This is a genomic window from Geodermatophilus sp. SYSU D00691, assembly GCF_054050275.1.
Window position 1 is genome coordinate 1 of record NZ_JBJGYZ010000015.1, and the last position, 19,359, is coordinate 19,359.

At 74.8% G+C, this 19,359-nt stretch carries 19 protein-coding genes and 1 riboswitch; of the genes, 3 read left to right on the forward strand and 16 right to left on the reverse strand.

Annotation, left to right across the window (positions count from 1 at the left end; translation table 11 throughout):
- Positions 1-308: 308 nt before the first annotated feature.
- From dapB to ACI797_RS12750, 8 genes are all read right to left on the reverse strand, one after another.
- Complete coding sequence (gene dapB, locus ACI797_RS12715) at positions 309-1,130, reverse strand: 4-hydroxy-tetrahydrodipicolinate reductase (RefSeq protein ID WP_456858991.1); 822 nt, start codon at positions 1,128-1,130, stop codon at positions 309-311.
- Between the two features lie 44 nt (positions 1,131-1,174).
- A complete protein-coding gene (locus ACI797_RS12720; RefSeq protein ID WP_456858992.1) occupies positions 1,175-1,537 on the reverse strand; it encodes a VanZ family protein in 363 nt (120 codons plus the stop codon).
- 10 nt (positions 1,538-1,547) lie between these two features.
- The gene (locus ACI797_RS12725) at positions 1,548-2,912 is read right to left on the reverse strand and encodes a M16 family metallopeptidase (RefSeq protein WP_456858993.1); all 1,365 of its coding nucleotides are present in this window, start codon (positions 2,910-2,912) and stop codon (positions 1,548-1,550) included.
- Positions 2,909-5,197 (reverse strand): polyribonucleotide nucleotidyltransferase, encoded by a 2,289-nt coding sequence (locus ACI797_RS12730; RefSeq protein ID WP_456858994.1) that lies wholly within the window; start codon positions 5,195-5,197, stop codon positions 2,909-2,911. The genes ACI797_RS12725 and ACI797_RS12730 overlap by 4 nt, the downstream gene beginning before the upstream one ends.
- A 266-nt stretch (positions 5,198-5,463) precedes the next feature.
- The gene (gene rpsO / locus ACI797_RS12735; RefSeq protein ID WP_448627413.1) at positions 5,464-5,733 is read right to left on the reverse strand and encodes a 30S ribosomal protein S15; all 270 of its coding nucleotides are present in this window, start codon (positions 5,731-5,733) and stop codon (positions 5,464-5,466) included.
- A 129-nt stretch (positions 5,734-5,862) separates the two neighbouring features.
- A complete protein-coding gene (locus ACI797_RS12740) occupies positions 5,863-6,840 on the reverse strand; it encodes a bifunctional riboflavin kinase/FAD synthetase (RefSeq protein WP_456540333.1) in 978 nt (325 codons plus the stop codon).
- A 2-nt stretch (positions 6,841-6,842) separates the two neighbouring features.
- A complete protein-coding gene (locus tag ACI797_RS12745) occupies positions 6,843-7,982 on the reverse strand; it encodes a branched-chain amino acid aminotransferase (protein ID WP_456858996.1) in 1,140 nt (379 codons plus the stop codon).
- A 67-nt stretch (positions 7,983-8,049) separates the two neighbouring features.
- Positions 8,050-8,379: an antibiotic biosynthesis monooxygenase family protein gene (locus ACI797_RS12750; RefSeq protein ID WP_456858997.1), complete on the reverse strand. Its 330-nt coding sequence runs from the start codon at positions 8,377-8,379 to the stop codon at positions 8,050-8,052.
- 51 nt (positions 8,380-8,430) lie between these two features.
- Here ACI797_RS12750 and larB point away from each other — a divergent pair, with 51 nt between their 5' ends.
- Positions 8,431-9,105, forward strand: a complete 675-nt coding sequence (gene larB / locus ACI797_RS12755; RefSeq protein ID WP_456858999.1) for a nickel pincer cofactor biosynthesis protein LarB — start codon at positions 8,431-8,433, stop codon at positions 9,103-9,105.
- 167 nt (positions 9,106-9,272) lie between these two features.
- Positions 9,273-9,417, forward strand: a riboswitch (cyclic di-AMP (ydaO/yuaA leader).
- 8 nt (positions 9,418-9,425) lie between these two features.
- Positions 9,426-10,559 carry a LysM peptidoglycan-binding domain-containing protein gene (locus ACI797_RS12760; RefSeq protein WP_456859000.1) on the forward strand — a complete coding sequence of 378 codons (1,134 nt, stop codon included), beginning with the start codon at positions 9,426-9,428 and terminating at the stop codon, positions 10,557-10,559.
- A gap of 61 nt (positions 10,560-10,620) precedes the next feature.
- Here ACI797_RS12760 and larE read toward each other — a convergent pair whose 3' ends face one another.
- Complete coding sequence (gene larE / locus ACI797_RS12765; protein WP_456859001.1) at positions 10,621-11,481, reverse strand: ATP-dependent sacrificial sulfur transferase LarE; 861 nt, start codon at positions 11,479-11,481, stop codon at positions 10,621-10,623.
- Positions 11,482-11,514: 33 nt separating this feature from the next.
- Here larE and ACI797_RS12770 point away from each other — a divergent pair, with 33 nt between their 5' ends.
- Positions 11,515-12,333: a hypothetical protein gene (locus ACI797_RS12770; RefSeq protein WP_456859002.1), complete on the forward strand. Its 819-nt coding sequence runs from the start codon at positions 11,515-11,517 to the stop codon at positions 12,331-12,333.
- On the opposite strand, the gene truB is transcribed toward ACI797_RS12770, so the two are convergent.
- The 7 genes from truB to infB form a co-directional block, all read right to left on the reverse strand.
- Positions 12,330-13,247, reverse strand: a complete 918-nt coding sequence (gene truB, locus ACI797_RS12775; RefSeq protein ID WP_456859004.1) for a tRNA pseudouridine(55) synthase TruB — start codon at positions 13,245-13,247, stop codon at positions 12,330-12,332. The two genes, ACI797_RS12770 and truB, sit on opposite strands and share 4 nt — an antisense overlap.
- A complete protein-coding gene (locus ACI797_RS12780) occupies positions 13,244-14,545 on the reverse strand; it encodes an MATE family efflux transporter (RefSeq protein WP_456859005.1) in 1,302 nt (433 codons plus the stop codon). Before ACI797_RS12780 ends, truB begins: the two co-directional genes overlap by 4 nt.
- Positions 14,542-15,540 carry a DHH family phosphoesterase gene (locus ACI797_RS12785; RefSeq protein ID WP_456859006.1) on the reverse strand — a complete coding sequence of 333 codons (999 nt, stop codon included), beginning with the start codon at positions 15,538-15,540 and terminating at the stop codon, positions 14,542-14,544. The genes ACI797_RS12780 and ACI797_RS12785 overlap by 4 nt, the downstream gene beginning before the upstream one ends.
- Positions 15,541-15,544: 4 nt before the next feature.
- Positions 15,545-15,787: a hypothetical protein gene (locus ACI797_RS12790; RefSeq protein ID WP_456859008.1), complete on the reverse strand. Its 243-nt coding sequence runs from the start codon at positions 15,785-15,787 to the stop codon at positions 15,545-15,547.
- On the reverse strand, positions 15,784-16,272 hold the full coding sequence (gene rbfA, locus ACI797_RS12795; protein WP_456859009.1) for a 30S ribosome-binding factor RbfA: 489 nt from the start codon (positions 16,270-16,272) through the stop codon (positions 15,784-15,786). Before rbfA ends, ACI797_RS12790 begins: the two co-directional genes overlap by 4 nt.
- A gap of 80 nt (positions 16,273-16,352) precedes the next feature.
- Positions 16,353-16,709 carry a DUF503 domain-containing protein gene (locus tag ACI797_RS12800; RefSeq protein WP_456859010.1) on the reverse strand — a complete coding sequence of 119 codons (357 nt, stop codon included), beginning with the start codon at positions 16,707-16,709 and terminating at the stop codon, positions 16,353-16,355.
- Positions 16,710-16,735: 26 nt separating this feature from the next.
- Positions 16,736-18,568 (reverse strand): translation initiation factor IF-2, encoded by a 1,833-nt coding sequence (infB, locus tag ACI797_RS12805; RefSeq protein WP_456540340.1) that lies wholly within the window; start codon positions 18,566-18,568, stop codon positions 16,736-16,738.
- Positions 18,569-19,359: the final 791 nt, after the last annotated feature.

Sequence of the window (19,359 nt, forward strand, 5' to 3'; positions counted from 1 at the left end):
CCCACCCCAACCCGAAACGAGCCGGGGCATCGGGGGTTGTTACTTGGCACTGACTTTCGGCACGCTGTTGAGTTCTCAAGGAGCGGACGCGCAACAAACCAGCCCTTCCGGGCGTCGTCGTTGGCGGCTTCTCTATGTTACGCCGTGCTGCGCATCGGGCTCACCCCGGGGGGTTCCTCCGGCCGGCCTCTCGGCCCGCGCGGCGCAGAGAAGACTGTACACCATCCCGCAGGGCCCGTGCAGGGCCCTCCAGGAGTTACCGTCCTCACCCTGCCCAACCCACCGGCGGGCGCCGGTGTTCCCGAAGCTCAGGTCAGGCCGAGGAAGCTCTCGATGCCCACGGTGAGGCCGGGACGACGGCCGATCTCGCGGACCGCGAGCAGCACGCCGGGCATGAACGACGCCCGGTCGTAGGAGTCGTGGCGCAGGGTGAGCGTCTCCCCCGGCGCCCCCATGAGGACCTCCTGGTGCGCGACCAGCCCCGAGAGCCGGACGGAGTGCACCGGGATGCCTTCCACGTCGGCCCCCCGGGCCCCGGCGAGGGAGTCCTCGGTGGCGTCCGGCGCCGGCGGGAGCCCCGCGGCCCGTCGTGCGGCGGCCACCTGGCGGGCGGTGCGGACGGCGGTCCCCGACGGGGCGTCGACCTTGTGCGGGTGGTGCAGCTCCACGACCTCGACCGAGGGGAAGAACCGCGCCGCCTCCTGGGCGAAGCGCATCAGCAGCACCGCGCCGATGCCGAAGTTCGGCGCGATGATCACGCCGAGGTCCGGCTTCGGCTGCAACCACTCGGCGACGGTGGCGAGCTTCTCCTCGTCGAAGCCCGTCGTCCCCACGACGCAGTGGATGTCGTTGTCGATGCAGAACCGGATGTTGTCCATGACGACGTCCGGGCGGGTGAAGTCGACGACCACCTGGGCGCCGGCGTCGGCGACGTTGAACAGCCAGTCGCCGGCGTCGACCATCGCGACCAGCTCCAGGTCCTCGGCGGCGTTGACCGCCTTGACCACCTCGGTGCCCATCCGACCCCGGGCGCCGAGCACACCGACGGTGAGGACGGGCGACTCGTCGCTCGCGGAGGGGCTCGCGGTGGGGTTCGCCTGCCGGCCGGTGTCGGGGGTGCTCCTGGTCACCGCGTCAGATTTCCCAAGCGGCGCCTCCGGCGCAACACCGCCGGTCAGCGTGCTGCGAGCCGCCGGGCGAGCACGCCCCAGAGGAGCAGCCCGAGGAGCACCCCGGCGACGTCGGCCACCCAGTCGGCCACCGACGACGAGCGGGCCACGACGGGCAGCGCCTGCAGCAGCTCGCTGGCCGCGGCGTAGAGGACGAGCAGCCCGGCGAGCGGTGCGCGCGGCAACCCCGCCCACCGCCCGGTGAACGCCAGGACGCCGAACAGCACCAGGTGGATCACCTTGTCCACGCCGGGTGGCGCCGACGGCACGTCGCCGGACGGCGCGAACAGCACCGCCAGCGAGACGAGCACCGCGACGGCGAACACCAGCCGCGCCAGCGCGCCGTGCTCGTGCATGACCTCGGTCACCACCCGACCGCTACAGGCGGTCCAGGTCGGACTCGCGGTAGGGCCCGACGACGGCGAGACAGGTCTCCCGGGTGAGGAGGTCGGCGGCGACCGCCCGCACCTGCTGCTCGTCGACGGCGTCGAGCCGGGCGAGGACCTCGCGCACCGGCAGGTACTCGCCGTAGGACAGCTCGCTCTTGCCCAGCCGGCTCATGCGGGAGCCGGTGTCCTCGAGGCCGAGGACCAGCCCGCCCTTGAGCTGGCCCCGCCCGCGGGCGACCTCCTCGGCCGTCAGACCGTCGGCGGCCACCCGCGCCAGCTCCTCGCGGACCAGGCGCAGCACCTCCGGCACCCGCTTGGGCGAGCAGCCCGCGTAGACGGAGAACGTGCCGGTGCCGGCGTAGTGGGTCAGCGACGACCCGACGCTGTACACCAGGCCCCGCTTCTCGCGGATCTCCTGGAACAGCCGCGAGCTCATGCCGCCGCCCACGGCCGCCTCGAGGACGGACGCGGCGTAGCGCCGGTCGTCCAGCCGCCCGATGCCGAGGCCGCCGTAGAGCAGGTGCGTCTGCTCCGTGCGGCGCTGGATCAGGCCGGTGGAGCTGGCCGGCTGGGCGAGGCTGACGTCGTCCCCGCGCCGGAGCTCGGCCGGCCGGGCCTCGCCGCCGAGCCGGTCGGCGAAGGCCGCCGTCACCAGGTCGAGGACCTGCTGGTGGTCCACCCGGCCGGCGGCGGTGACCACGATCGAGGGCATCGTGTACCGCTGCCGGTACCACCCGTCGACGTCGTCGCGGCTCAGGTTCTCGATGGAGTCCACGGACCCCAGCACCGAGCGCCCCAGCGGCGTCGCGCCGAACAGCGTCTCGGCGAACAGGTCGTGCACGGCGTCGGAGGGCTCGTCGTCGCGCATGGCGATCTCCTCGAGCACCACCGTGCGCTCCGACTCCAGGTCCGCGGCGGTGTTGCACGCCTCCGTGACCAGGTCGGAGAGCAGCGTGACGGCCAGCGGCAGGTCGCTGGCGAGCACGTTCGCGTAGTAGCAGGTGTGCTCCTTGGCGGTGAAGGCGTTCATCTCACCGCCGACGGCGTCCATGGCCGTCGCGATCTCCAGGGCGCTGCGGGTCGCCGTCCCCTTGAACAGCAGGTGCTCGAGGAAGTGCGAGGACCCGGCCAGGGCCGGCGACTCGTCGCGCGAGCCGACGCCCACCCAGATCCCCAGCGTCGCCGACAGGACGCCGGGCATGGTCTCGGTCAGGACCCGCAGGCCCCCCGGGAGCTCGGTGCGCTCCACCCGGCCGCCGACCTCGTCGAGGTCGAGCAGCTCGGTCTTCCCGACGAGCGACGGGGCGGGTGCGGCCGCACCCACCCCGTCGCCCAGAACCTCAGCCGTGGTCACTCACCCGCGGGGGCGGCAGCGGCCTCGGCGGGCGCGTCCGGCGTGCCGGAGGCGTCACCGCCGTTCGGGCCGTCGGCGGCGACCGGGACGAGGCTGATCTTGCCGCGGGCGTCGATGTCGGTGATCTCGACCTGCAGCTTGTCGCCTACGTTGACGACGTCCTCGACCTTGGCGATGCGCTTGCCGCCGCCCAGCTTGCTGATGTGCACCAGGCCGTCCTTGCCCGGCAGCAGCGAGACGAAGGCGCCGAACGGCGTGGTCTTCACGACCGTGCCGAGGAAGCGCTCGCCCACCTTGGGCATCTGCGGGTTGGCGATGGCGTTGATGCGGTCCACCGCCGCCTGCGCCGACGGGCCGTCGGAGGCGCCGACGTAGATCGTGCCGTCGTCCTCGATGGTGATGTCGGCGCCGGTCTCGTCCTGGATCGCGTTGATCATCTGGCCCTTGGGGCCGATGACCGCGCCGATCTTGTCGACCGGGATGCGCACCGTGGTCACGCGCGGGGCGTACGGGCTCATCTCGTCGGGGCCGTCGATGGCCTCGTTCATGACGTCGAGGATGTGCAGCCGGGCGGCGCGGGCCTGGGTCAGCGCCTGGGCTAGGACGTCGGACGGGATGCCGTCGAGCTTGGTGTCCAGCTGCAGGGCGGTGACGAAGTCCCGGGTGCCGGCGACCTTGAAGTCCATGTCACCGAAGGCGTCCTCGGCGCCGAGGATGTCGGTCAGCGCGACGTACTCGGTCGTGCCGTCGACCTCGTCGGACACCAGGCCCATCGCGATGCCGGCGACGGGGGCCTTGAGCGGCACACCGGCGTTGAGCAGGGCCAGCGTGGAGGCGCAGACCGAGCCCATGGACGTCGAGCCGTTGGAGCCCAGCGCCTCGGAGACCTGCCGGATCGCGTAGGGGAACTCCTCGCGGTCGGGCAGCACCGGCAGCAGCGCCCGCTCGGCGAGCGCGCCGTGGCCGATCTCGCGGCGCTTCGGGGAGCCGACGCGGCCGGTCTCACCGGTGGAGTACGGCGGGAAGTTGTAGTTGTGCATGTAGCGCTTGCGGGTCTCGGGCGAGAGCGTGTCGAGCTGCTGCTCCATGCGCAGCATGTTCAGCGTGGTGATGCCGAGGATCTGCGTCTCGCCGCGCTCGAACAGCGCCGACCCGTGCACCCGCGGCACGACCTCGACCTCGGCCGACAGCGGCCGGATGTCGGTGACGCCGCGGCCGTCGATGCGGACCTTCTCGCGCAGGATGCGCTGCCGCACGACCTTCTTGGTCACCGCGCGGAACGCCGCGGAGACCTCCTTCTCGCGGCCGGCGAACTGGTCGGCCAGCTTCGCCTTGACGTTCTCCTTGAGCTCGTCGGTGGCCTGCTCGCGCTCCTGCTTGCCCGCGATCGCCTGGACGGTGGCGAGCTCCGCGGCGGCCTCGGCCTCGACGGCGGCGTAGACGTCGTCCTGGTAGTCGAGGAAGCGCGGGAAGTCGGCGACCGGCTTGGCGGCCTTGTCGGCCAGCGCGCTCTGCGCCTCGCAGAGCACCTTGATGAACGGCTTGGCGGCCTCGAGGCCCTGCGCGACGACCTCCTCGGTCGGCGCGGTGGCGCCGCCGGCGACCAGCTGGATCGTCTTCTCGGTCGCCTCGGCCTCGACCATCATGATCGCGACGTCGCCGTCGGGCAGGACGCGGCCGGCCACGACCATGTCGAAGACGGCGTCCTCGAGCTCCTTGTGGGTCGGGAAGCCGATCCACTGGCCGTTGACCAGGGCGACGCGGGTGCCGCCGACCGGGCCGGAGAACGGCAGGCCGGACAGCTGCGTGGACGCCGAGGCGCCGTTGATGGCCAGCACGTCGTACAGGTGGTGGGGGTCCAGCGACAGGACGGTGATGACCACCTGGACCTCGTTGCGCAGGCCCTTGGCGAAGGTCGGCCGCAGCGGGCGGTCGATCAGCCGGCAGGTGAGGATCGCGTCCTCCGACGGCCGGCCCTCGCGGCGGAAGAAGGAGCCGGGGATGCGCCCGGCGGCGTACATCCGCTCCTCGACGTCGACCGTCAGCGGGAAGAAGTCGAACTGGTCCTTGGGCTGGCGGCCGGCCGTGGTGGCCGACAGCAGCATGGTGTCGCCCATGGTCACGGTGACCGAGCCGGCGGCCTGGCGGGCGAGCCGGCCGGTCTCGAAGGTGATGCTGCGGCTGCCGTAGCTGCCGTTGTCGATGACCGCGGTGGCGGTGGTGACCCCGTCCTCGGGGTCGAACTCAGCGGTGATCCCGCTGCTCTGGGTGGTGGGTGCGGACACGTGTCCTTCTCTCGTCGTCGCACGTGGCCCTCGTGGCCGTCGTGCGCTCTCCTCTTTCGTGGCGACCTGGCGCCGACTGCGGATCCGGAGCGACCGGTCTTCGATCGAAGCTCCCGGGAACGGTGTTCCCCGCTCCGGGGGGCGCATGCCCGGGAGCCACTACCGAGGACCGGCGGCGTCTGCGGACGGCGGCGGGTCGTCGCGTCCCGTGCGGCGGGTGCCGCACGAGAGAGGGGACCGCCCGGTGGACGGTCCCCTCGTCGTGCTTACCGGCGCAGCCCGAGCCGCTCGATGAGCGAGCGGTAGCGGTTGATGTCGGTCTTCGCCAGGTAGTTCAGCAGCCGCCGGCGGCGGCCGACCAGCAGGAGCAGGCCCCGCCGGCTGTGGTGGTCGTGCTTGTGCTGCTTGAGGTGCTCGGTCAGGTCGCTGATCCGGCGGGTCAGCATCGCGACCTGGACCTCCGGCGAACCGGTGTCGTTCTCGACCGTCGCGTACTCGGTCATGATCTGCTTCTTGACAGCGCTCTCGAGCGCCATAGGACGGCCTCCTGGCCAGGTCACGTGTGGCCCCCGGTCTGGGTCACGGGGGCAGCCTGCACACACGCCGGGTTCTCCGACGCCGGGTCCACGGTACCAGCGGGCCGATCACCCCATCCGGGGCGCGGGTCAGCCCGGCTCGGGGACGTCCAGCAGCACCCGGGTCCGGCGCACGTCGTCGTCCATGGCCGCGACGAGGGAGGCGACGTCGGCGAAGGCCGCCATGCCGCGCAGCCGCGAGACGAACTCGACCCCGACGTGCTCGCCGTACAGGTCGCCGTCGTAGTCGAGGACGAACGCCTCCACCGTGCGCCGGCTGCCCTGGAACGTCGGGTTGGTGCCGACCGAGATCGCGGCGGGGTAGCGCTCCTTGCTCGCCCCGCTGCGCGGGTCGCGCAGCACCAGGTGGCCGGCGTAGACGCCGTCGGCCGGGATCGCCGTGAACGGCGGGGTCTCGACGTTCGCCGTCGGGTAGCCCATCGCCCGGCCCCGGCGGTCCCCGCGGACGACGACGCCGTCCACCCGGTGCAGCCGGCCGAGCGCCCGCGCCGCGGTCTCCACGTCCCCCGCTGCCACGCAGGCGCGGATGTAGGTGGAGGAGATCGTGACGTCGTCCTCGCCGCCGTTCCCGCCGACGGCCGCCAGCGGCAGGCCCTCCACCGTGAAGCCGAAGCGCCGGCCCTCCTGGGCGAGGCTCTCCACGGTGCCGGCGGCCTTGTGCCCGTAGGTGAAGTTCTGGCCGACGACGACCTGGGCCGCGTGCAGGTGCTCGACGAGCACGGTGTGCGTGAAGGTCTCCGGCGAGAGCCGCATGAACTCCTGGGTGAACGGCAGCACGCACATCAGGTCGACGCCGAGCTCGGCGACCAACTCGGCCTTGCGGTCCATCGAGGTGAGGATCGCCGGGTGCGAGCCGGGCCGGATCACCTCCGCCGGGTGCGGGTCGAAGGTGAGCAGCAGGCTGGGCCGGCCGAGCGCGCGGGCACGCTCGACCGCCGTGCCGATCAGCTTCTGGTGCCCCCGGTGGACCCCGTCGTACATCCCGATGGTGACGACGGTGCGGCCCAGGTCGGCCGGGGTGGCGTCGAGCCCCCGCCAGCGCTGCACGCTCAGGAGACCCGGTGCAGCCAGCCGTGGGTGTCGGGCACCCGGCCGTGCTGGATGTCGAGGAGGGACGCGCGCAGCTCCATCGAGAGCGGACCGGGGCTGCCGTCGCCGATCACGAAGTCGCCGGTGCGGGCCCGCACCTCGCCGACCGGGGTGATGACGGCGGCGGTGCCGCAGGCGAAGGTCTCGGTGACGGTGCCGTCGGCGACGCCCTTGCGCCACTCCTCGACGCTGAACCGCCGCTCGGTGACCCGGTGGCCCCTCTCCCGGGCGAGGGTGATCAGCGAGTCGCGGGTGATCCCGGGCAGCAGGGTGCCGGTGAGCTCGGGGGTGACCAGCTCGGCGTCGGCGCCGGAGCCGAGGACGAAGAACAGGTTCATCCCGCCCATCTCCTCGACGTAGCGCTTCTCCACCGCGTCGAGCCACACGACCTGGTCGCAGCCGGCCGCGATGGCCTGCTCCTGCGCCAGCAGGCTGGCCGCGTAGTTGCCGGCGCACTTGACGTCGCCGGTGCCGCCGGGCGCCGCGCGGATGTAGTCCTCGGAGAGGTAGACCGACACCGGCTGGACGCCGCGGGCGAAGTACGGGCCGGCGGGGCTGGCGATGACCAGGAACAGGTACTCGTTGGCCGGCCGGACGCCGAGGAACGGCTCGGTGGCCAGCTGGTAGGGCCGGATGTAGAGGGTCTGGTCGGGGCCGGTGGGCACCCAGTCGCGGTCGGCGTCGACGAGCGCGTCCACGGCGGCGATGAACGCCGACTCGGGCACCGGCGGCATGGCCAGCCGCTTCGCGCCGCGCACGAAGCGGGCGGCGTTGGACCCCGGCCGGAAGGTGGCCACGCTGCCGTCGGGCTGGGCGTAGGCCTTGAGCCCCTCGAAGATCGACTGCGCGTAGTGCAGCGCCGCGGTGCTCGGGTCCATCTGCAGCGGCGCGTACGCGGTGAGCCGGGCGTCGTACCAGCCCTGCCCGGTGCGGTACCGCGCGACGAACATCGAGTCGGTGAAGTGCTTGCCGAACCCGGGGTCGGCCAGCACCTGCGCGAGCTCGGCGGCGGGGCGGCGCGGCACGTCCTCCACGACGACCGGCACGCCCTCGGAGAACACCCGGTCGGTGGTGCGGCTGTCGGCGAGCGTGTCGGTCATGGCTCCTACCTGCACGTGCGGGGGCGAGGCGGGCGCACCGGCCCGCCTCGTCACAGTATCCCGCTCGTCAGGCCGTGCCCGACTTCGGACCCGTGCTCTCGATGACCTCGTAGCTCCACAGGTGGTGGGAGTCGCTGGCCGCGGGGGCGAGGTCGCTGCCGCCGCCGGAGTGGGCGCGCGCGAAGTCCTGGCCGCTCTCCCAGGCCCGGTAGGCCTCCTCGCTGCTCCACCGCGTGTAGACCAGGTACTGGTCGGTGCCCTCCTGCGGGCGCAGCAGCTCGAACCACTCGAAGCCGTCGGTCTCCTCGACGGCCCCGGCCCGGCCGCGGAAGCGCTCCTCGAAGCGCTCCTGCTTGTCCTTGGGCACGGTGATCGCGTTGATCTTGACGATGCTCATGGCCGGTGCCCTTCCCGTCGCGGCTGGTAATCAATCCAGCATGCTCTGGGCGTGGACTCGCAGCGCACCGCACACCTGGGGTTCGCCCGGCTCGACGTCGACCGGGCCGCGCGGACCGGGACGCCGGAGGTGGTCTACGCCGCGGGCAAGACGCCGGAGCAGACCGTCGCCTGCCTGGCCGGTCTGCTCGAGGCCGGCACCCCGCTGGCCTGGGCGACCCGGGTGGACGACGCCACCGCCGCCGCCGTGGCGGCCCGCTGGCCCGACGCCGTCGTCGACACGGAGGCCCGCTGCGTCTTCGTCGGCACCCCGCCGGAGCCGTCCGGCGACGTGCTGGTGCTCACCGCCGGCACCTCCGACGGGCCGGTCGCGGCCGAGGTGGCGGCGACGCTGGCGGCGGCCGGTGTGCGCTGCCGCCGGGTCGACGACGTCGGGGTGGCCGGGGTGCACCGCGTGCTCGAGGTCGCCCCGGACATCGCGGCGGCCGACGTGGTGGTCGTCGTCGCCGGCATGGACGGCGCCCTGCCCAGCGTCGTCGCCGGGCTGACCGACCGGCTGGTCGTCGCGGTGCCCACGTCGGTGGGGTACGGCGCGGCGTTCGAGGGGCTCGCCGCCCTGCTCACCATGCTCACCGCGTGCGCTCCGGGGGTGCTCGTCGTGAACATCGACAACGGCTTCGGGGCGGGCGTGGCCGCTGCCCGCATCGCCCGCCCGCCGAAGGTGTGAGCCGGCTTTCACAGGTTGCGGCTGACCAGTCCGTTCACAGGCGACACGCCGTGGTGTGACCGCCGTCACGGCGACAGTTCACATAACCGCTCGTAGCGTTTTGGCTGCGCTCAGCAAACGGAGAGCGTGACGCGCCGGTCCGCCAAACCCTGTCCACCGGCCCGCGTCATCCGGAACAGCTTCAGGACAGGGGTGGGGGACCCACGTTCGCGGCGCGCGGGGGGCGCGCCTGGGGGTGAAGCCGCGTTGCGCGGCCGGGCACCGATCGCCCGAACCCGACAGCTCACCTCGCCGGCGGTGATCGGAGATCACACATCCCCATGGCAAAGCATCGCGCGCCCCGCTACGTCCGCACCAAGAAGGCCCTCGTCAAGGCCCCCGTCGCCGCCGGAGCCACGGCCGTCGGGCTCGGCATACTCACCACCCCGGCCAACGCCGCCACCACGCACGACTGGACCGGCGTCGCCCAGTGCGAGTCGAGCGGCAACTGGAGCATCAACACCGGCAACGGCTACTACGGCGGCCTGCAGTTCAGCCAGTCGACCTGGGAGGCCTACGGCGGCACGGGCTACGCGCCCCGCGCCGACCTGGCCACCCCGGCCCAGCAGATCGACGTCGCCGAGAAGGTCCTCGTCGGGCAGGGCATCGGCGCCTGGCCGACCTGCGGCAAGCACCTGACCGAGGGCACCACCCCGGCCGCGGCCCAGGCCCCCGCCGCCGCCCCCGAGGCCCAGCCGGCCCCGGCCCCCGCCCCGGCCGCCGAGTCCACCGAGGCCGACGGCCACGGGCAGCACGCCGCCCCGGCCGGCGACTACACCGTCGTCCGCGGCGACACCGTCGCGAAGATCGCCTCCGCCCACGGGCAGGCGTGGCGCGACCTCTACCAGCGCAACGTCGACGTGATCGGCAGCAACCCGAACCTGATCTTCCCGGGTCAGGTGCTGCTGGTCTCGGCGACGGTCGACACCGCCCCGGCCCCCTCGGGCTCGATCGGCGACTCGGCCCCGGTCGAGGCCCCGGCCGCCCCGGCCCCCGCGCCGGCGCCGGCCCCCGCGCCGGCGCCGGCCCCGGCGCCCGCGCCGGCCGCCGTCACCGCGCAGATCACGAACACCGCCGGCGCCACCAAGCCGCAGGCGCAGGCCGCGGCCGACAACGTGGTCACGAACGTCTCCGGGGCCGCCGGCATCACCATCGGCGGCACCCGCGCCAGCGCGGTGGACCCGCACGGCCACCCGTCCGGCCTGGCGCTGGACTACATGGTGATGTCCGACGCCGCCCTCGGCGACGCGATCGCCCAGTACCACGTCGACCACTGGGCCGAGCTGGGCGTGGAGTACATCATCTGGCAGCAGCGGATCATCACCTCGCCGGGCGCCGCGTGGAAGGCGATGGAGGACCGCGGCAGCGCCACGGCCAACCACTTCGACCACGTGCACGTCAACTACGTGGGCTGAGCCCCACCGGCACGCGACAGCGGCCCCTCCCCGGCGACCGGGGAGGGGCCGCTGTCGCGTGTCAGCGGTAGCGGACGGGGTCCGGCAGCAGCTCGTTCATCGAGCCGGAGCGGAAGCCCCGCGGGTCCAGCTCCACCCGCGCGAACCCGCCGACGGCGGCCAGCAGCTCCGGTCGCGCCCGCACGGCCGGCACCAGCGCGGCGTCGACCTCCACCCGTGCGACGTCGGCACCCAGGTCGCGCACCCGCAGGTCGCGCACCGGCAGCCCGGCACCGGTCAGCGCGGCCCGCAGCGACGCCTCGGCCGCCTCCACGCGGGCCAGGCCCTCGGCGCTCACCGGGACGCCGTACGCGATCCGGCTGGCCAGGCACGCCGCGGCCGGCTTGTCGGCCAGCGACAGCCCCCAGCGCCGGGCGGCGGCGCGGACGTCGTCCTTGGTCAGGCCGGCGCGGGCCAGCGGCGCCCACGCCCCGCGCGCGGCGGCCGCGGCGATGCCGGGCCGGAAGCCGGCGACGACGTCGTCGGCGTTGGTGCCGGTGACGACGTCGGCGATGCCCAGCCGGGCCGCCACGGGCGCCAGGACGTCGACGAGCTCGGTCTTGCAGAAGGCGCAGCGGTCGCCGGCGTTGGCCACGTAACCCGGGCGGGACAGCTCGTCGGTGCGCGGCAGCTCGTGCCGGACGCCGAGCCCGGCGGCGAAGGCCTCGGCACCCGCCCGCTCGGCCGCCGGCAGGCTCGGCGAGACCGCGGTCGCCGCGACCACCCGGTCGGCACCGAGCACCCGGACGGCGGCGGCCAGCAGCATGCCGGAGTCCACGCCGCCGGAGAACGCCACCAGCACGCCCGGCAGCGGGCGCAGCAGCCCGGCGAGGGCCGTGAGGCGCTCGTCGAGCTGCTGATCCGGTGAGATGGCGGCGACCACGTGCCCGAGGCTGCCACATCCCACGGGAGACCCATGACCGCGCTCGCGCTGCTCGCCGCCCTCGCGGCGATGCTCTCGAACAGCGCGGCCTCGCTGCTGGAGTCCGACGGCAGCCGGCGGGCGGCCGCCGGTCGGCCGGTGTGGCGCCAGCCGCGCTACCTCGTCGGCCTGGTCCTCGACGCAGCCGGCTGGCTGCTGTCCGTGGTCGCCCTGCGCTTCCTGCCCGTGTTCGCGGTCCAGGCGGTGCTGGCCGGCACCGTGCCGGTCACCGCGGCGGCGGCCTCCCGGGGGCTGCGCGGGTGGTCCCGCGCCCGGCTGCTCGCGCTGGCGGGGGTCGTGCTGGGGATCGCGCTGGTCGCGGCGGCCGCCGCCCCCGGGCGGGCGCCGCGGCGGCCCGCGCCGGCCACGCCGGTGCTGCTGGCCGCGGCCGGGGTCCTCGTGCTCGCCGCCGTCCCACTGCTGCGCTCCGGCCGTCCGCTGGCCCTGGCCGGAGCGGCGGGCGCGGCCTTCGGCGGGGTGTCGCTGGCCGTCCGGGCCGTGCACGTGCGCTCGGCGGGTTGGTCCTCGGTGCTGGAGCTGCTCGCCGAACCGCTCGCCTACGCCGTCGTGGTGTTCGGCGCCACCGGCACGGTGCTGCTGGCCCGCGCGCTGCGCGCCGGCGCCGTCGCGGCGGTGGTCGCCGTCCTGACCGTGACGGAGGTGGTGCTCCCGGGCCTGGTCGGGCTGGCGCTCCTCGGCGACCGGGTGCGGCCCGGGTGGGCGCCGGCCCTGGTGGCGGGGTGGCTGCTCACGGTCGCCGCGGTCGTCGTGCTGGCCCGGACGCCGGCGGGCGGGCGGGTCGGGACGCGCTAGCCGGGCGGGAAGCCGACGGCGACGCGGGCCGAGCGGCCGGCGTCCTCGACGAGGGCGACCAGCCGGCCGTCGGGGTCGACGGCGGCGTGCAGCCCGGGCGCCCCGGTGGCGGGGATGCGCTGCCCGAACACCAGCGCCTTCGCCTCCTCGGCGCCGACCGGCCGGGCGGGGAAGACGGTCGTCGCGGCCCGGGTCAGCGGGAGGTACCCCGCTCCCCCGCCGGCGACCAGCGCCGCGGCGGCGTCCTCCACCGGAGCGGCCTCGGCCACGGTGTACGGCCCCGACGCGGTGCGGCGCAGCGCCCTGAGGTGCCCGCCCACGCCGAGCGCCGCCCCGGCGTCGCGGGCGATCGCCCGGACGTAGGTGCCGGCCGAGCAGGTGACGGTCACGTCGACGTCGACCAGGTCGGGCCCGGGCCGGGTCACCCGGTGGACGACGAGGGCGTGCACGGTCACCGCCCGGGGGGCCAGCTCGACCTCCTCGCCGGCGCGCACGCGGTCGTAGGAGCGCCGGCCGGCGACCTTGACCGCGCTCACCGACGACGGCACCTGCTGGAGCGGGCCGGTCTGGGTCGCCAGCGCCGTCCGCACGTCGTCGTCGGTGAGGTGCCCCGCCGGCGTGCTGGTGAGCACCTCGCCCTCGCGGTCGTCGGTGACGGTGGCCTGGCCGAGGCGGATCGTCGCGTCGTAGGTCTTGTCGTGGCCGCCGACGTACCCGAGCAGCCGGGTGGCGGCGCCGACCCCGAGGATGAGCAGCCCGGTGGCCATCGGGTCCAGCGTGCCGGCGTGCCCGACCTTGCGCACCGACAGCGCCCGGCGGGCCCGGGCGACGACGTCGTGCGAGGTCATGCCGCCGGGCTTGTCGACCAGCAGCAGACCGGGCGGGACGTCGGCGTCGGGCCGTCTCGGGCTCATGCGACCACCCCAGCAGACAGCCACCGCCGGCCGGCCACCCGGGCCAGGACGGCGACCAGCCGCAGGGCGATGAACAGGTCCAGCCCGGTCCAGACCCCGGCCAGCCCCCAGCCCAGCGGGTGCGAGAGCAGCGAGAGCGGCAGGAACCCGACCAGCGCCGCACCGATCGTGGTGGTGCGCAGGTAGCCCACGTCGCCGGCGCCCATCAGCACCCCGTCGAGCGCGAACACGACACCGGCCAGCGGCTGCATCAGCGCCAGGAACCACCAGACCAGCGCGGCCTGCTCGAGGACGGCGGGGTCGGAGGTGAACAGCGGCGGGAGGACGTCGCGGAGCGCGAGCAGGACGACCGCGACCAGCGCGCCGGTGCCCAGGCCCCAGAGCGTGACCCTTCGGGCGGTCGCCCGCGCCTCGTCGGGCCGGCCGGCGCCCAGCGCGGAGCCGACCAGCGTCTGCGCCGCGATGGCGTAGGCGTCGAGCACCAGGGCCAGGAAGAAGAACAGCTGCAGCGCGATCTGGTGCGCGCCGAGCGGGGCGGCGCCCTCCCGTGCCACGACGCCGGCGGCGACGAGGAACGACACCTGCAGCACCGCCGCCCGCAGCAGCAGGTCGCGGCCGATGCCGAGCTGGGCGCGGATCGCCGCCGGCCGGGGGCGCAGCGGCAGCCCCTCGCGCCGCAGGGCACGGAGGAACAGCGCGGCCGAGACCGCCTGGCCCGCGACGTTGGCCAGCGCCGAGCCGGGCAGGCCCAGCCCGACCGGGTGGACCAGCAGCGGGCACAGCACGAGGCTGACGGCGCTGCCGGCCAGCACGTAGCGCACGGGCCTGCGCAGCTCCTGCACACCGCGCAGCCAACCGTTGCCGGCCAGCGAGAGCAGCAGCAGCGGGGCGCCGAGGGAGGCGATCCGCAACCAGGTCTCCCCCGCCTCGGCCACCGGTCCGGCGCCGCCGGCCAGCAGCCGGGACAGCGGCCCGGCCAGCAGCTGGAACAGCAGCAGGACCGCGGCGCCCAGGGCGAGCGCCAGCCAGGTGGCCTGCACGCCCTCGGCCACGGCGCCGGCGCGGTCGCCGGCCCCGGCCCGGCGGGCGGCGCGCGCCGTCGTCCCGTAGGCGAGGAAGTTCAGCAGCGCGGTGGCCCACGCCAGCAGCCCGCCGCCGACGGCCAGGCCGCCGAGCGCCACGGTGCCGAGGTGGCCGACGACGGCGGTGTCGACCAGCAGGTACAGCGGCTCGGCCGCGAGGACGACGAGCGCGGGAACGGCGAGCGCGAGGACGCCCCGCTGCGGCGGGGCGGTCACTCGGGGGCGAGTTCGGCCCTCAGCGCGGCGATCGTCGCCTCGCGGTCGAGCCAGCTCGTGTAGCCGGCGGCGGCGCGGTGCCCGCCCCCGCCGAGCGCCATCGCGACGCGGGCGACGTCGGTGGCCCCGCGGGAGCGCAGCGAGACCGACCACGAGCCGTCGTCCTGGCCCTTGAGCACGCAGGCGACGTCGGCCTCCTCGGTGGACCGGACGACGTCGACGAGCGCCTCGAGCTGCTCGCCGGGCAGGCCGTGCTCGGCCGCCTCGGCGGTGCTCGACCAGGTCCAGACCAGGCCGGCGCCCACCGCGGGCTCCAGCACGGCCCGGCCGGTGACGGCGGAGAGCAGCCGGAGCCAGCCGAACGGTGCCGTGTCGAACAGCCGGCGGCTGATCGCCGCGTGGTCGATGCCGGTGGACAGCAGCCGGGCGGCGAGCTCGTGGGTCTCCGGGCGGGTGCTGCCGAAGCGGAAGGACCCGGTGTCGGCGGCCAGCCCCGCGTAGAGGCAGGTGGCGATGGTGCGGTCGACGAGCACCCCGAGGCCGTCGAGCACCTCGGCCACCAGGGTCACCGTGGCCGGCGCCGCCGGGTCAATCAGCGACACGTCGCCGAAGCCGGGGTTGCTCGCGTGGTGGTCGATGACGACCGCCGTGCCCGCCGATCCCAGCAGCCCGGCCAGCTCCCCCAGCCGGCCGGGCGAGGCGGCGTCGAGGCTGACGAAGACGTCCGGCGAGGACGGCAGCTCCGACGACGGCACCAGCGCCTCGGCGCCGGGCAGCCAGCCCAGCGAGGCCGGCAGCACGAACGGGTCGGGGAAGGTCGGCAGCACGCGGGCGCCGCGGCGGCGCAGCCCCTCGGCCAGGGCCAGGGTGCTGCCGAGGGCGTCGGCGTCGGGCTGGACGTGACCGGAGAGGACGACGGTGGCGCGCGCGGCCGCCGCCTCGTCGAGGACGGAGGCGACGGTCCGCCGCGCGACCTTGCGCAGGGGAAGGCTCATGGCGTCAGGCGCCCGGACCGGGGTCGGCGACCGGCGGGGCGTTCCCCTCGTCCCCGACCCGCCCGCCACCGGGCGGGAAGGTGCTGCCGTCGTCGGGCTCGTCGGCGGCGATGCTCGGCGCCTCGCCGATCTCGCCCCGCTTGCCACCCTCCGTCGGGTCGCCGCCGGCGGGCTCGCCGCGGCCGCCCAGCTCCGCGCGGCCCTGGCCCTCGTCGGGGAGGTTCGGGTCCGGATCCACTTCACTCATGAACGGCTCCCGGAGTCGGCGGTCTCGTCAGCGATCTCATCGGCAGTCTCGTCGTCGTCCGGGTCCTCGGCGGGACGGCGGTACGGGTCGGCGTCCCCGGCGTAGCTGGCGCCCTCCCGGGCGCGGGCGAGCTCGGCGTCGGCGTGCTTGACCCGCTCGATGGCGGCGTCGAGCTCGCGCGCGGTGTCGGGGACGAGGTCGGCGACGAAGGTGAGCGTGGGGACGAACTTGACGCCGGTCTGCCGGCCGACGGTGGAGCGCAGCACCCCGGTGGCGCTGGCGAGGGCCTTGGCGGAGTCGGCGACCTCGGTCTCGTCGCCGAAGACGGTGTAGAAGACCGTCGCCTCGCGCAGGTCATTGGTGACCCGGGCGTCGGTGACGGTGACCATGCCCAGCCGGGGGTCCTTGATCTGGGTCTCGATCGCGGCCGAGACGATCTGCCGGATGCGGACGGCCAGTTTGCGGGCGCGGGCCGGATCGGCCATGGACCCTCCTCGGGACGGGGCGCACGCCACGTGCGCCCGGACGGACAGGGGACGGCGAGGGCTGCGCCGGTCGGAGCGGTTCAGTCGTCCTCGTCGGAGAACAACTGCCGGTGCGTCGACAGCAGGGTCACCTCCGGCCGCTCGGCCAGCAACCGCTCGCACGAATCGAGGACGTCGGTCACCTGACCGGCGTCCCCCGCCACCGTGGCGACGCCGATCTGCACCCGGCGGTGCAGGTCCTGGTCGCCGACCTCGGCGGCGGAGACGGCGAAGCGGCGCCGCAGCTCGGCCACGATGGGCCGGACCACGGCGCGCTTGCCCTTGAGCGAGTGGACGTCGCCCAGCAGCAGGTCGGCGGAGAGCGTGCCGGTGAAGATGAGGACCCTCCTGCCCACCACCGCTCGCACGCTCGCGGCGGGCCCCTGCAGGAGGGCCATCGGCTCTCCTGCAGGGGCCTCCTACGTCAGGCGCGCGGCTTCTCGCGGACCTCGAAGGTCTCGATGACGTCCTCGACCTTGACGTCGTTGAACGACCCCAGGCCGATACCGCACTCGTAGCCCTCGCGGACCTCGGTGACGTCGTCCTTGAAGCGGCGCAGCGACTCGACGGTCAGGTTGTCCGCGATGACGACGCCGTCGCGGATGACCCGGGCCTTCGAGTTCCGGTTGATCGTGCCGGACCGGACGATCGAACCGGCGACGTTGCCGATGCGCGGCACCCGGAAGACCTCGCGGATCTCCGCCGTGCCGAGCTCGACCTCCTCGAACTCCGGCTTGAGCATGCCCTTGAGGGCCGCCTCGATCTCCTCGATCGCCGAGTAGAGGACCGAGTAGTACCGGACGTCGACGCCCTCGCGGTTGGCCAGCTCGGTGGCCTGCCCCTCGGCCCGGACGTTGAAGCCGATGACGATGACGTCGTCGGCCAGCGCCAGGTCGATGTCGCTCTTGCTGATCGCACCGACACCGCGGTGGATGACCCGCAGCGAGACGTCGTCGCTCACCTCGATCTTCATGAGCGCGTCCTCGAGCGCCTCCACGGTGCCCGAGTTGTCGCCCTTGATGATCAGGTTGAGCTGACGGTTCTCCTTGAGCGCCGCGTCGAGGTCCTCCAGGCTGATCCGCTTGCGCATCTGCGCGTTCTGCGCGTTGCGGATGCGGGCCTGGCGCCGGTCGGCGATCTGCCGGGCGACGCGGTCCTCCTCGACGACGAGGAAGGTGTCACCGGCACGCGGCACCGAGGTGAGGCCGACGACCTGGACGGGCCGGGCCGGCAGGGCCTCCTTGAGCCGGGTGCCGTGCTCGTCGAGCAGCGACCGGACGCGCCCGAAGGCGTCGCCGGCGACCAGCGAGTCGCCGACCCGCAGGGTGCCGCGCTGGACCAGGACGGTGGCCACGGGGCCGCGACCGCGGTCGAGCTTGGCGTCGATGACGACGCCCTGCGCGTCCATCTCGGTGTTGGCCCGCAGGTCGAGCGCGGCGTCGGCGGTGAGCAGGATCGCCGCGAGCAGGTCGTCGAGGCCCTGGCGCGTGACCGCCGAGACGTCGACGAACATCGTGTCGCCGCCGTACTCCTCGGCCACCAGCCCGTACTCGGTGAGCTGCTGGCGGATCTTGGCGGGGTTGGCCCCCTCCTTGTCCACCTTGTTCACCGCGACCACGATCGGCACCTCGGCCGCCTGGGCGTGGTTGAGCGCCTCGATCGTCTGCGGCATGACGCCGTCGTCGGCGGCCACGACCAGGACGACGATGTCGGTCACCTTCGCGCCACGGGCACGCATCGCGGTGAACGACTCGTGACCCGGGGTGTCGATGAAGGTGATCGCCCGCTCCTGGCCGTCCAGCTCGGTGTCGATCTGGTACGCGCCGATGTGCTGGGTGATGCCGCCGGCCTCCCGCGCCACCACGTTGGTGTTGCGGATGGCGTCGAGCAGCTTCGTCTTGCCGTGGTCGACGTGACCCATGACGGTGACGACCGGCGGACGGGTCTCCCAGTCCTCCTCGTCACCCTCGTCGCCGAAGGTGAGGTCGAAGGTCTCGAGGAGCTCGCGGTCCTCGTCCTCCGGCGAGACGACCTGGATGTCCCAGCCGATCTCGGCACCGAGCAGCTGCAGCGTGTCCTCGTTCACCGACTGCGTCGCGGTGACCATCTCGCCCAGGTGGAACAGGGCGGTCACCAGCGCGGCCGGCTGGGCACCGATCTTCTCGGCCAGGTCGGTCAGCGAGGCACCGCGCGGCAGCCGGACGGTCTGGCCGTTGCCGCGGGGCAGGCTGACGCCGCCCATGCTCGGCGCGGCCATCTGGTCGAACTCTTGACGCCGCTGCTTCTTGCTCTTGCGACCGCGGACCGGACCGCGACCACCGGGACGCCCGAAGGCACCCGCGGTACCCGCACCGGAACCGCCGCGACCACGGCCACGGCCACCGCCGCCACCGCGGAAACCGCCGCCGGCACCGGCCGGGGCGCCACCGCCGCCGCCGCCACCGCCGCCGCCACCGGGACGGAAGCCGCCGCCACCGCCACCCGGGCCACCGCCCGGACGGCCGCGGCCACCGGCACCGCCGGGGCCGCCGCCGGGACGCCCGGCACCGGCCGGACGCGGCGGCATCATGCCGGGCGAGGGCCGCGGCGGCATCATGCCCGGGTTCGGGCGCGGACCGCCGGGACCGGCGGCCGGACGGGGACCGCCCGCGCCGGGACCCGGACGCGGGCCGCCGGGACGCGGACCACCCGCACCGGGAGCCGGGCGGGGACCGCCGGGCGCACCCGGACGGGGACCACCCGGACCGGCCGCGGGGCCCGGTCGCGGACCACCGGCCGACGGAGCCGGACGCGGGGTGCTGCTGAAGGGGTTGTTGCCCGGCCGCGGAGCCGGACGGGGACCCGGCCGCGGGCCGGGAGCGCCGGGCCGCGGAGCACCCGGCGCGGCGCCGCCGGCCGGGGCCGGACGCGGACCGGGGGCACCCGGACGCGGGGCACCCGGAGCCGGCGCCGGACGGGCCGGGGACGGCGCCGGGGCGGACGGGGCCGAGGCCGCCGGCGCCTGGGGCGCGGCGGGACGGGGCTCCGGACGCGGCCCGGGCGTGGGGG